Origin of the sequence: Streptomyces sp. NPDC020983, assembly GCF_044333485.1 — a bacterium.
In the GTDB taxonomy this organism is placed as follows: domain Bacteria; phylum Actinomycetota; class Actinomycetes; order Streptomycetales; family Streptomycetaceae; genus Actinacidiphila.
Map to the genome: position 1 here is coordinate 71,985 of NZ_JBIRRA010000014.1, position 12,836 is coordinate 84,820.

Below are 12,836 nucleotides of genomic sequence, written 5' to 3' on the forward strand. Positions count from 1 at the left end.
AGAAGCACCATGACCACGGTGAAGTCCACCGACCTGGCGCACCAGGAGGCCGCGAAGATGCTGAGCCTCGTCAACAGCCAGCTGCCGGGGCTCATCCAGCAGCTGAACGCCCACGGCCAGACACTGAGCGACCCGAACAACTGGGACGGCCCGCTCGCCCAGCGGTTCCGCGGCGAGGTGTGGCCGCAGGCCAAGGGCGACCTGGACCGGATGAGGGCGTCGCTGGAACAGCTCCAGCACCAGGTGCAGAACATCCTCACCAACATCTCGCACGCCGGCGGCGCCTGACCGGCCCTCGGGCGGCGCTGCCAGGACGGCCGATACGGGAGCGGAGGGGGAGGTTCACCGTGGCGCACATGTCCGGCCCGGGCGCGGGTCCGGAAGGGGGCGGGGGTCCCGGGGCGGCCGGTGTCCGGGAGCTGGGCGCCGCCGACCTCGACGTGCTCGGCGCGCGGGAGCTGCGCCGCTCCGACCCGCCGCAGGCCGGGCCCTACCGGGTGCTGGCCCGGCTGGGCGGCGGCGGGATGGGCCGGCTGTACCTGGCGCGCGAGGCGACGCTCACCGGCCCGTACCAGGCGGGATCCCTCGTCGCGGTCAAGGTGATCCGCCCGGAGTACGCCGAGGACGAGCGCTTCCGCCGCCGTTTCTCCCGGGAGATCGAGGCGGTCCGGCGGGTGCACGGGACCTACACCGCCGTCCTGCTCGGGCACGGTTTCGAGGACGACGAGCTGCTGTGGATGGCCACCGCGTACGTGCCGGGGCCGAGCCTGGCCGACGCCGTCGCCCGTGCCGGACCGCTGCCGCCCGCGTCCGTCTGGCGGCTGGCGTACGAGATCGCGCAGGCACTCACCGCGATCGCCGCGGCCGGCATCGTCCACCGCGACCTGAAGCCGTCCAACGTGGTGCTGGGCCCGGACGGCGCCCGGGTGATCGACTTCGGCGTCGCGCACACCGCCGACGCCAGCGCGCTCACCATGACCGGCCAGCAGCTGGGGACGCCGGCCTTCATGTCGCCCGAACAGGCCGAGGGCCGCCCCGTCGGCACGCCCTCCGACGTCTTCTCCCTCGGCTCGGTGCTCGCTCTGGCCGCCACCGGCTCCCCGCCCTTCGGAGAGGACTCCACCGGCGGGACCGTGCACCGGGTGATCCACGCCCCTCCCCGCGACGAGGTGCTGGCCGAGCTGGCGCGCCAGGACCCCGCCATGGCCGAGACGGTGAGCCGCTGCCTGGACAAGGACCCGGCCCGGCGGCCGAGCCCCCAGGACGTCGCGGACACCGCCCGGGCACGTGCCGGGGCCGCCGGGCCATGGCCGGAGCCGGCCGCCGGGGTGATCCGGGCCCGCGCGGGCTGGGCCGGGAGGGCGGTCACGGTCCCCGTGGCCGACCAGGAGACCGTCCTGCGGCGCGCCCCCGTCCCCGACGCCGGGCCGCCCGCCCGGGTACGCCGCCGCCGGCCGCTGATCGCGGCGGCCGGGGTCACCGCCGTCGCGGCGGCCGCTGCGACGGCCCTGCTGGTCCCGGGCGGCGGTTCCGGACAGCACGACGGCTCCGGCACCACCCGGGCGGGCGCTACCGCGGCCCCGGCCCCGGTCACGTCCTCCGGCCCCCCGCGCGCCCACCACCGCGACGCACGGGCCGCCGGCCCGGCGCACCCGAGCTCCGCCGCCACGCCCCGCCCCGGACCCACCGCGGGCGACGGCACCTCGGCCCGCACCTCCGGAGGCGTGACGGGCGGCGCCGGCGCCGGTTCGTCCGCAGGCGCCACGGGCGCCGCCACCGGTGGCGCGTCCGCGGGCGTGGGGGACGCCGCTTCCGGCGGCGCGTCCGCGGGCAGCTCCTCCGGGGGCGCCGCGAGGACCGCGCCGCCGCCGGCGACCACCCCGGCGGCCCCGGCGCCCGCCAGGTCCCCCGCGGTGTCCAGGAGCTGCGGCGGCTGGAGCCACCGCGACCCGAACCCGGGCACGTACGGCTACATGGCCGGCACCTTCCACCTGGACGCCGGCCCGTACGCGAACTGCCCGGACGTCGTGCTGGTGCGCTCCGGCCAGATGGTCTGGTACCACTGCTGCGTCAGCAACGCCTACGGCCACAGGTGGTGGTACGTGCGGATCGCGGGGACGCACACCGCCGGGTGGATGTCGGCGGACAACCTGCGGGGCCAGACCGGCCCGAGCACCCGCTGCTGACCGGCCCGGGGCTCCCGGAGGGCGGCGGGCCCCGGTCCGTGCGGAGGTCAGAGCCGGCGGCGGCGGTACTCGCCGGGCGGGACGCCGTACGCCGCCTTGAAGGCGCGGCCGAAGACCGCCGCGTCGGGGAAGCCCCAGCGGGCGTGGATGCGGCCCACGCTCCAGTCGGCGAGGTGCGGGCTGGCGAGGTCGGCGCGGCAGTGTTCCAGGCGCTGGGCCCGTACGTGGCCGCCGACCGTCAGGCCGTTCCGGCGGAAGAGGTGGTGCAGGTAGCGCACCGAGATGTGGTGGGCGGCGGCGATACCGGCCGGGGACAGCCCGGGGTCGTTGAGGTGGCAGTCGATGTAGGTCTTGATGTCGAACAGCAGCGCGGCTCCGGGCGAGGGCCGGTCCGGCGCGTCCCGTAACAGGTCGGTCAGGAACGCGGCGCACAGCTGGGCCACCGCCGTGCCCAGCCGCATCGCCTGCGGCGGCGGGACGTCGCCGGCCGCCTGGCCGGCCAGGGTCTCCACGAGACCGGACAGCAGCGCGCCGGGCCCCTCGTCGGCGGGCAGCGGAAGGGACGCGAGGTGCTCCAGCGCCCGGTCGGCGACCGGGACGGAACCGCCGGGCAGATGCACGACGACCACCCGGGGGGACGGGCCGTCGGCGTCCGCGCCGGCCCGGCACGGCCGGGACGGCTCCCACAAGGCCAGCTCGCCGGGCCGCAGCCGCGTCGTGCCCCGCTCTCCGCGCAACACCAGCGGGCCGCCGAAGGCCAGCGCCAGGCGCCAGGCGCGCGGCCACGGGCGCACGGGCAGCACCGCCGGGGGGCGCAGCTGCGACAACCGGACCGGCCCCAGGTCCAACTCGGTCCAATGACACGTTCCCTTGCCGTTCCCCACCCGGGCGGCCGGCGACTGTGCACCGTGCATGCGCGGTCGTGCCTTTCCCGGGGTCCGCCCGGCTGGCACCGGACTCCCCCGTGCGTTCGGCGGCGGGCCCCGCCGGCCCCGGCCCCGTACACGGTCCGGTCCGGCACGCCTCACCTGGACACCCACGAGGCTAGGCCGGGGCCGGCCGCGGGCGCGCCGTGCAGCGGGTGGACTTCCCCGTCGAACCCCGGCGGTAGCCCGCGCGCGGGTAAACCTGCGCAGTAGGCGCACGGGACCGCGGAGCCGGACGCGCTTCCCGTGGACGAGCCGCGCGGGCACGCACCCGGCGGTCACTTGAAGTTCGCCCCCATCGCGGCGAGCAGCATTTCGAGCCGGTGACCGGGACCCGTCCGCAGCGCCTGCCTACGCGCCCACGCCTGGCCGGCCGGATCCGGCCAATCGCCGTGCCCGGCCGAGGACAGCACGTGCGCCAGCCCCGGGTCCTGCAGGATCTCCGGCAGCGTGCGCTCCCCGAGCCCACCGCCGTACGTCCGCAGGACGAGGGCCAGGATGGCGGCTTTGTACAGGTAGTTCATCGGGGCGTGCTCCGCCGTGGGGCCGCCGGGTCCGGTGGACCAGCCCACGAGGCGGTCGATCAGGGACTGGAGCGTACCGGCCGTGCCGCCGTACACGCCGTTGAGCACCACCGCCGCGGCCCCCTCTCCGGGCAGCGCGGTGCCGAGGGCGCCCAGCACGATGTTCTCCACCAGGGCGTGCAGCGCCTGCTGGTCCCCCTGGTGCTCCTTGTAGATGTTCTCCAGCCACGTCACGTAGTGCCCCATGGTGTCCCCCAGCACCCGGCCGTAGCCCTCGGCCCACGTGAAGAGCGCGGGGAAGTAGTTCTCGTCCGGCTTGCGCGGCGGCAGCTCCGGCAGGGCGCGGCCGGCCCCGGCGGTCAGGAACGCCTGGAACGCCCCTTCGACGGAGCGCTCCTGCGACAGGTCCAGGTGCGGCAGCTCCGGCCAGACCGCGGCGAGCAACCCCTGCACCTGCGCCGGGTCCATGACCGTCACGGCCTTGGAGAACATCAGCAGGGCGTCGCGCAGGCCGTCGGTGCCGCCCTGCAGGACGGTCTTCATCTCGCCGGGGTGGGCGGACAGGTACCGCGTGAAGGCCGCGGCTGCGCGCGGGTCCGCGGCCAGCCCGGTCAGGATCGCGTGCGACGCGCCGGGCTGCGCGCCGTACCGGATCTCCTGGACGAGCCGGGCCCTGGTGCCGCCGGTCAGCAGCCCGCCGGCCATCGCGGTCGCGAGCGCCTGCACCGTGGCGCCGTCCCACGGGACGGCGTCCAGTTGTGCGGGGGTGAGGGCGTTGAAGAAGCCCGAGCTGAACAGCGGATCGTCGGCGTGCAGGGCCAGTTCTCTCAGATCGGCCGGGTTCGCCGGGTCGAAACCGTGTGCCAGCCCGGCCCCGAACCTGATGTCGAGGGCCACCAGCGTCCCGTCGCTGGTGCGGACGACACCGTCCTGCGCGCCCGCGAACGGGGGCAGGTTCCCCTCGGGGAGGCCGGTCAGGGGGCCACCGGAACCGACAGCCCGGAACAACTCGCCCACCTGGCGTACCCGGCGGTCGGTGTAGTACGCCGACGCGACGTGCCGCATGACGTCGCCGCCCAGGCCCTCGGCGAGGCGCGACGCGGCGCCGACGTCCACGGCCTGGAAGCCGGGCCGGGCACCCGCGCCCTGCAGGAAGGCGTGGACGGCGGGAACGAAGACCGCGCGCACCCAGGCCTGTACGTCCTGCGCGGCCTTCGTGGCCTGGTCGGAGTAGCTGAGCAGGTGCGCCGGGTCGGCCGACGCCTGGCCCTTCTCGGTCACGGCGACTCTCCCCTCACGTCACTTGTCGGAGTCGGCAAAGAGGATCTTCCTGGCCATGGCCGTGGCGTTCTCCGTCGCGGTGTCCACGTGCGCCATCAGGGTCAGGGCCTGATGGGCGAGTGAGTCCAGGGCGCGCTGCTCCCGGCCGTGGTCGCCGTCGAAGGCCTCGCGCTTGCCGCCCGTCCAGGAGTCGGGCCGGTCGTTGAGGTAGGTCGCGACGCCGGACGCCCGCACCCGGACCAGCCACGCGATCTTGTCGTGGAGCTGGCGGCATTTCGCGCTCAGGTCGGAGGCGGCGGCGAAGTCGTAGGCGACGGCTTTCGGTTGTGTCACGGATCCGCCCTTGTCCGAGGGAAGTGGCTGTACGTCCTCCGAGTGGACCGCACCCGCCCGCGCCCGGTCATTGACGCTGGGCGCACCGCCGTTGACGCCTGGCGCACTCCCGCCCGGCAGGGACTCCGGTCGGCAGCGCGCGCCTGCACACGTGCGGCCGGGCGGCGGTCCGTCCGTCCTCTCTCCAGCGCCCGGGCCGGCAGTCCTGCGGGAGCCGACTCCGTTGTCACTGGGGGCGCCTAGAGTCTCTCCCACTTGTCACGGTGCGTTGCCGTCGACGGGTTTCATCAGCGTGCCGCCGGTTCGGCGGCCGTTAGGGACAACGGGAGAACAGCGCATGGGGTGGGTTCCGGCGGGCGACTACGAAGTCGCCCTGGAAGCGGGCAAGGTGGTCTGCCGCAACGGGAAGGGCCGGCGGCTGAAGTCCGTTCCGGCCAGGTTGAGGGACGACCCGGCGGTCGTCGGGCTGCGGCAGTTGACCGAGTGGCTGGAGCGGCACGAACACCGGTGCCTGACCGACGTCGAGCAGTGGATGGTGCGTTCGTTGCCCGTCCCCACGGCCGTGCTCGCCCGGGTCTGGCCCGACCCCGCGTGGCAGGCGGCCCTGCGGGACGTGGTGGTCACCGGCGCGGACGGCGGGGTCGCCGGGTTCCTGCGCGACGTCGACCCCGACCGCGGTCTCGGACTCGTCGACCTGGACGGGGACACGGTCCGCATCACCCCGGACGTCGTCAGCGTGCCCCACCCCGTCCTCCTCGAAGACCTCGACGAACTGAGGGAGTTCGCCGTCGAGCTGGAGGTGCGCCAGAACGTGGAGCAGTTGTTCCGCGAGGTGTGGCGCCGCCCGCCGGGCCTCGCCCCGGACACCACCTCCGTCGCCACCTACGCCGGCGGCGCCTTCAAGGAACTGCGCTTCCTGCACGGCCGTGTCACCCAGCTCGGGTACCGGTCGCGCGGCGGATACGCGGTCTGCCCGGTCGTCGAGGACGGCGCCACCGTCGAGGCGCGCATCTGGATCGGCGAGCACGACGGGTACGGCGAGTACGGCACCGAGACGGGCCCCCTGGGCTGGACCGACCCCGCGGGGCGCGCGCTGACGGCCGCCGAGGTCGGCCCCGTCGCGTGGTCCGAGGGCATGCGCATGGCGGCGGCGCTCTACGCCGGCCGCGACGTGGAGGACGAGGAGCGGGCGGCATGAGCACCACGACGACGAACACCACCGCGGGCACGGCGGCAGCGGGCACGGCGCTCCTCGCCACCCGGGCCCGGGGCAAGGGCGCGCCCACCCCCGCCGCCGAGGCACGCGCGGCGGCCCTGCTGGACGCGGGCGCGATCCTCCCGGCCGGCACCACCGACCGGGACGACGCCGACGCGCTGACCGCCCGCACCTACGCGCACACCGCCCTCGGCGACCGCCCCGTGGTCCGGCTCGTACCCGGCACTCTCGGCGAGGCCGAGGACCTGGCCCTGGAGTTCCTCGGGCTGGCCCGGACCGCCGAGGCCCCCGTCGTGGGCCAGGTGCGCCGCGAGACGCTGGGCTTCCCGGCCTGGGCGCTGGTCAACGACCCGGCCAACGGGCACCACGCCCTGGCCCTGGTCAAGGACATCGAGCGGCTGGGCCGACAGGCCAGAACCCGTGCCGGAGCGGCCAAGGAGGGCTTCGACGCGCTCGGCACCCGGCTCGGCCGGGCCGTGCCCCACTTCCTCCCCACCTACTACGAGCAGGTGGCACGCCTCTTCCTCCAGGCCGAGAACACCGGCTACGCCGCCTCCTTCTTCGGCAAGGCCCGTGAGGCCGAGCGGGTGCACGGGCTGGCCGTGGACGAGGACCGGCAGCGGGCGGTCTTCCTGGAGTTCGCCTTCGCCGGCGCGCTGACCGTCAAGGCACTGCGGCAGTACGTGCGGGACCTGGCGGCCCGGCTCGCACCGGCGAACGCCTGGGCGCAGTTCCGCCGTCTGCTGGTCGAGCGCTGCGCGGCGGGCATGCCGCCGTATGCGGCGCTGCCGCAGGACGTGCGCGCGCTCGTCAAAGCCGCCGGGCTGGACCGCGAGGCCGCCGAACGCGAGCTGGTGGCCGATCTGATCGCTTCCCCGGGGGTCGTCCGCGCCCCCGTCTCGTTCTGGGCGACGTACCGCTCCGCGCTCGTCGCCCTCGCCCGGCGGGACGCGGCCGTACGGTCCCGGCTCCTCGGCTTCTTCCCGGAGACCTTCAGCGAGAGCGGCCAGGACACGGACGGCGAATCCGGGTGGCTCGCGCTGCTGGCCGAGTCCGGCGCCGAGGACCTGCTGACCGCCCTCCCGGACACCACCGGCGGTGCTCCCGGCGACCCGTCCGTCTCCCCGGCGGACTGGATCGCCCGCTGGGAGGCACACCGCCGGCGCCGCCGGGCCGTCCCGGGCCGCAGCCCGCAGACCCTCGACCTGGCCGCACGGATGGCGGACCGGCTGCGCGCCGACGGACGCCCCGTCGAGCTGTTCCAGGGCCGCTGGCAGCGCAACGCCGACCTGGATCTTCTCGACCTCTTCCTGGCCTGCGGCGTCCCCCTCGCCGAGCCGGACGACCAGGACGCGGGCAGCGCGTGGTCCCCCGGTCTCCCGGTGGGCCCGTGGCTCACCGACACCGCGCCGGGCGCGCGGGATCTCGCCGCCGTCGCCGAACGGCCGTCCTTCCGCGCCCTTCTCCTGCAGAGCGTCGGCAGTCTCGGCGGCGGTCACCAGCGGCTGGACGACGCCGGCATGGCGAAGCTGGCGGCGCACCCGGTGCTCTCCGGCATCCTGCGGGAGTGGCTGACCGCCTGCGCCGAGGAGTACGCGGCCGCACGAGGGCTCCCCGGCCTGTACACCGCCCTCACCAGGCTCTCGGCGTTCCGCGCCGTGGTCGCGAACGTCGCCCCGGAGGCCGTACGGCTCCTCAGGGGCCGCGACGTCGTGCCGCTGCTCGCTGCCACCCTGCGGACCGGAGTCCTCGACGAACTGGGCTGGCCCGCGCTCGACGAGACCTACGCCGAACTGGCCGCCGAGGCCGCCACCGCGCGTCAGCGGCACCACAGTTCGGAGAGCGTCGGTGTCACCGGCGCCTGGCCCGCCCTGATCCTGAACACTTCCGAACGGGCCGTCGTCATCGGCCCCGAAGGCGTTCTGCTGCGGCACACCCTGCGGCTGCCCACCACCGTCGACCGCTGGCGGACGCCCGCCTTCCGTTACGTCGACGGCGAGTTGCTGGTCATCTGGTGGGAGGAAGGCACGCAGCGCGGCTACTGGTCGCACCGCCCCGCCGAGGTGTTCACCGTCGGCGGCGAGCAGGTCCCCCGCTGGGGCGGTTCCGGCCCCTCGGACGACGTCTGCCTGCCGCTGCCCACCGGCGGCCGCGCCACCGGCGGCAAGGCCCTGCACGCGGGCGACACCTCCCTCCCGCCCCAGCGCGCCGTCATCTCCGACGGCACCGGGCACTGGCGGGAAGGCCACCAGGGCACGCAGCGGGTGTGGCTGGAGTACGACCCGGTCAGCGGCACGCACGGCCGCGCATCCCTTCCCGCCTTTCTCCGCTCCGGGGTGCAGGACGGCACCCGGCTGCTCACCGAGGTGTGCCAGGTGCTGCCCCTCCAGCCCGGTCTGGAGACCACCCCGTTCGGCACGGACGGCACGGTCCTCGGCCGCTGGGTCCGCCGCACGGTCGCCGAGCCCGGCACGGCTGCCCCCGCCCACGGGCACCGGATCGTCGCCGGCACCCCCGACGGTCACACGGTCAGCCTGCCGCACCCGCTGCCCGGCGGCAGCTCCGCGGTGCCGCTCGGCGCCCTCACCCTGCCCGGCGGATCACGGCCGGTCGTGACCCTGCACCACGGCTGCGTCGAAGCGCGCCCGGCGGACACGGACGGCACGGGTGGCGGCCTGTGGTCCGTCACCCCCGGCTCCTCCGGCGGGAAGGACGCGGCGGGCACTCCCTACGTGCCTCCCGTCGCCTACTGGCACGCCCTGCGCCCGAGGGACGAGCGGGGGTCCTCCGCCCTGCGGAATCTGACGGACTCCCGGGCGGAGGAGCTGTTCCACGAGGTCGCCGCCTCGGTTGCCCGGCACCTGGAGGCGTTCCGGGCTGTCAAGGAGTACACCGGTCCCTCGTCGTGGGAGCTGAGCCGGGAGGCCGTCGCCCGGGTGCTGCCCGAGGTGACCGACGCACGGCTCCTCGCGGGCGTCACCGCGCTCGTCCGGAACGCGGTGGACCGGGCTGCCGCGGCGGCGCGGTATCTGGAACCGCCCGCGCCGGTGCGGCCGGCCACTCCCCTGGACGCCGCGCACACCCAGGGCATGTTCTTCGACCACGAGCCCGAGCACGGCGACGACACGACCCTGCGGAACGCCTCCGCCTGGGGCTCCGAGCGCATGCAGGGCTGGTGGGGATTCGAGAACCGGTGGACCGTGATCCGGCAGATCCTCGCCGTCAACCATGTCTTCGGCGGTGAGCCGGCGTTCGGCCCGCCCACGCCGTCCAAGGCCCCCTTCACCCCCGTGGACGGCTGGCAGCGGGACGAGCGCACCGTGCCCGGCAACTCCCTGACCTGGACCTCCCTCCTCGACAAGCTGCCCGAACTGGCCTACCGGGCCGCCTCGGCGACCACCTCCCCCGAGCACCGCACCGGGCTCCTCGTCCTGCTGGACGCCCTCGCCGCAGGCCCGCTGGCCGGCCCCGCGGGCACGGTCCGGCAGGTGGAGCTCGTCGAGCCGATCGGCGCAGGGGCACCCGGGCCGGGACACCACGAGATTGTGCACCGCCTCGGCCAGGTGCTGCGCAGGGGCCCCCGCACCGTCGTGGTCATCGCCGGCCGCGGCCGGAACTCCCGGGGCGACGCGGCACGGTGGCTTGCCCTGGACCACGACCCGACCGGCGCCTTCGGCCCTGTTCCCGGCTTCACCCTGGACCACGAGCACGTCTACCGGCAGGGCATCGCGCGCGACCGGCTCACCAGGCTCACCGCCCTGATACGGGAGCAGGGCCCGGCACCCTGGCGTCCGGAGGCCGCCGAGGCGTTCCACACGGCCACCGGAATCGGCCCCCTCCAGTCCGCCGCCCTGCTGTCGGCGGCTGTCGAGGAGCCCGGCGCCGAGGCGCTCGCGTTGCTCGGGGTGAAGACACGTGCCTTCGTGGCGGCCCGGGCCCGGGTGGACGCCCTGCCCCGCGACGACCGGCGTGCCCTGCTCCGCGCACTGCTGCCCGCGGACCCGGCCGAGCTGTGGTCCACGGGCCCCGACGTCCGGGCCGCTGCCGGGGTCTGGCAGGAGCGCCTGGCCTCCCTCGTCCGCGTCCCCGAGGAACTGGACCTCGACCTGTCGGGCACCAGCCCGGGCTCCGTCGACCTGATCCTCAACCCCGGCTCCCGGACCTGGCTCGCCCACGGCACCGGCATCCAGGACGGCACCGGTCGCCCGGGCCTGCGCCTGGTGGGCGCGCACGGTGCGGTTTCCTCGGCCCTGACCGCCCTGCGCACCCTCGCCTACACGTTGCCGTACGGGCACCCCCTGCGGGCGCACCTGCCCGCCGGGCTCGCGGCCCTGCGTGGCCCGCTCGCCGACCCGGACCTGGTGCTGGACCTCGGTCTGGAGTGGACCGAGTCAGGGGGCTCCATCGGCACCGCGGTCCGCGCCGCCCACGGGCTCCCCGAGTCCGGCGGCGCCGGCGCCGACGGCCTGGTCCGGGCCGGCACGGCGCTGCTCCTCGCACCCGGCCACGGCAGCAACGAGAAGCTGCTGGTTCGCCCGGCCGGACTGGCGGGCCCCGACGACCCGGCGTTCGGCCTTGTCGAGGGCATCGCGGGCCGCTACGGCACCGGCGATCTGCTCGCCCTGCGCGCACTGCTGGACGAGCAGATCGACGCCCTGGCCTCGGCCGGCGCCCCGGACGGCTCCCCGCACCACCCGGCCCAGGACCCGACCCGTGCGGTGCCTGACCTGCTGGCCGAGGCCGCCGAGGCCCTCGGCCTGAGCGCGGACGCCGCCGCCCTCTACCTGATGCTGCTCGCCCTGCCCGACCCGACGGACCGCAACTGCGTCCGCTGGACCGGGTGGACGCCGGCACGGGCCAAGAAGGCCCGGGCGGAACTCGCCGCCACCGGCCTCGTCGTGGAGGCGAAGCGCTCCCGCGCCGGACGCACGCTGTTCCTCCCCTGCGGCTGGCTCGAACGCGGCGCCCCCGGACTGCCGCTGGAGACCTGGAAGGAACGCCTCTACCCCGTGGCCGGATCCGCCCGGGTCCTGCCCGACCTCCCCGTTCCCGCGGTGTTCGCAGCCGCCTGGGCACGGGTCCGCGGCGGCGACGCCCCCGCCTTCGAAGAGCTGGACACCCGCGCACCCCGGAAGGGCCGCCGCCGATGACGACCGACACCACGACCACCACGGACGGCACCGCCCCGGGCGGCGTCCCGGACCAGGCGACGGCGTCCGGCCGCAAGCACCGCCAGGTCACGCCGCCGGAGGACCGGTACGCCACCGAGCTGGCCTTCCTCGCCGCCCACGACTCCGGGCCCCGCCCACCCGGCTGGCTGCTGACCCCGCGCGCCGTCGTCACCTTCGTGACGGGCAGCGCGGGCGAGGCGCTGAGCCTGCCGAAGGGCGCCCGGCCCGGAGCCGGGGTGCCGCGCCGCCTGGTGATCGAGCAGAAGTTCGTCGGCGAGCGCGCCCTGGTCGAACGGTGCGTGGTCACCCTTGCCGGAGAACGCGGGCTCCTCCTCGTGGGCGAGCCCGGCACCGCCAAGTCCATGCTCTCCGAGCTGCTGTCGGCGGCCGTCTGCGGGACCAGCGCGCTCACCGTGCAGGGCACCGCGGGCACCACCGAGGACCAGCTCAAGTACGGCTGGAACTACGCGCTGCTGCTCGCCCAGGGCCCCACCGAGGAGGCCCTGGTGCCCTCCCCCGTGCTCGCCGCCATGACCCGGGGGGCCGTCGCCCGCGTCGAGGAGGTCACCCGCTGCCTGCCGGAGGTCCAGGACGCCCTCGTGTCGCTGCTCTCCGAGCGGCGGATCGCGGTCCCCGAACTCGCCGGCAGCGAGGGCGCCCAGGTGCACGCGGCCCCCGGGTTCACCCTCATCGCCACCGCCAACCTGCGGGACAAGGGCGTCTCGGAGATGTCCGCCGCCCTGAAGCGGCGCTTCAACTTCGAGACCGTGGGCCCCATCGGGGACGTGGACGCCGAGACCGCGCTCGTCCGGCGCCAGTCGCGGGCGGCCGTCGAACGCGCGGGCGCCACCTGCCAGGTGGACGACGCGGTCCTCGAAGCCCTGGTCACCGTCTTCCGGGACCTGCGCGAGGGCCGCTCCGCCGAGGGCTGGGAGGTCGAGCGCCCCTCCACGGTGATGAGCACGGCGGAGGCCGTCTCCGTCGCGGGCGCCCTGGGGCTGGCCGCCGCCTACTTCCCCGGCGACCGGGACGTGCTGTCCCTCCTGCCCGGCCACCTGCTCGGCGTCGTCCGGAAGGACGACCCCGCCGACGCGGCACGGCTGCTGGGGTACTGGGACGGGCCGGTGCGCAGGCGCGCGGAGCAGGGGGCGGCCACCTGGCGTGCCCTGTGGGACCTGCGCGCGGTGCTGGAGAACTGA

At 75.8% G+C, this 12,836-nt stretch carries 8 protein-coding genes; 5 read left to right on the plus strand and 3 right to left on the minus strand.

Translation table 11 applies throughout. The features are described from left to right. Window positions 1-9 precede the first annotated feature (9 nt). Entirely contained in the window at window positions 10-288 is a 279-nt protein-coding gene (locus ACH4SE_RS27905) for a hypothetical protein (RefSeq protein ID WP_398546252.1), read from the plus strand. Window positions 289-356: 68 nt separating this feature from the next. Further along, window positions 357-2,186 (plus strand): serine/threonine-protein kinase, encoded by a 1,830-nt coding sequence (locus ACH4SE_RS27910; RefSeq protein WP_398546253.1) that lies wholly within the window; start codon window positions 357-359, stop codon window positions 2,184-2,186. A gap of 47 nt (window positions 2,187-2,233) precedes the next feature. On the opposite strand, the gene ACH4SE_RS27915 is transcribed toward ACH4SE_RS27910, so the two are convergent. The 3 genes from ACH4SE_RS27915 to ACH4SE_RS27925 form a co-directional block, all read right to left on the minus strand. Beyond that, a complete protein-coding gene (locus ACH4SE_RS27915) occupies window positions 2,234-3,100 on the minus strand; it encodes a helix-turn-helix domain-containing protein (protein ID WP_398546254.1) in 867 nt (288 codons plus the stop codon). A gap of 290 nt (window positions 3,101-3,390) precedes the next feature. Beyond that, window positions 3,391-4,917, minus strand: coding sequence for a hypothetical protein (locus tag ACH4SE_RS27920; protein ID WP_398546255.1), 1,527 nt, complete (start codon window positions 4,915-4,917; stop codon window positions 3,391-3,393). An 18-nt stretch (window positions 4,918-4,935) separates the two neighbouring features. Then, window positions 4,936-5,250 (minus strand): hypothetical protein, encoded by a 315-nt coding sequence (locus ACH4SE_RS27925; protein WP_398546256.1) that lies wholly within the window; start codon window positions 5,248-5,250, stop codon window positions 4,936-4,938. 337 nt (window positions 5,251-5,587) lie between these two features. Between ACH4SE_RS27925 and ACH4SE_RS27930 the strand changes: the two genes are divergently transcribed. From ACH4SE_RS27930 to ACH4SE_RS27940, 3 genes are read left to right on the plus strand one after another with little or no spacing between them, the layout of a single operon-like run. After that, complete coding sequence (locus tag ACH4SE_RS27930) at window positions 5,588-6,448, plus strand: DUF4132 domain-containing protein (RefSeq protein WP_398546257.1); 861 nt, start codon at window positions 5,588-5,590, stop codon at window positions 6,446-6,448. Beyond that, on the plus strand, window positions 6,445-11,616 hold the full coding sequence (locus ACH4SE_RS27935) for a hypothetical protein (protein ID WP_398546258.1): 5,172 nt from the start codon (window positions 6,445-6,447) through the stop codon (window positions 11,614-11,616). The genes ACH4SE_RS27930 and ACH4SE_RS27935 overlap by 4 nt, the downstream gene beginning before the upstream one ends. Next, window positions 11,613-12,836: an AAA family ATPase gene (locus ACH4SE_RS27940; RefSeq protein ID WP_398546259.1), complete on the plus strand. Its 1,224-nt coding sequence runs from the start codon at window positions 11,613-11,615 to the stop codon at window positions 12,834-12,836. The genes ACH4SE_RS27935 and ACH4SE_RS27940 overlap by 4 nt, the downstream gene beginning before the upstream one ends.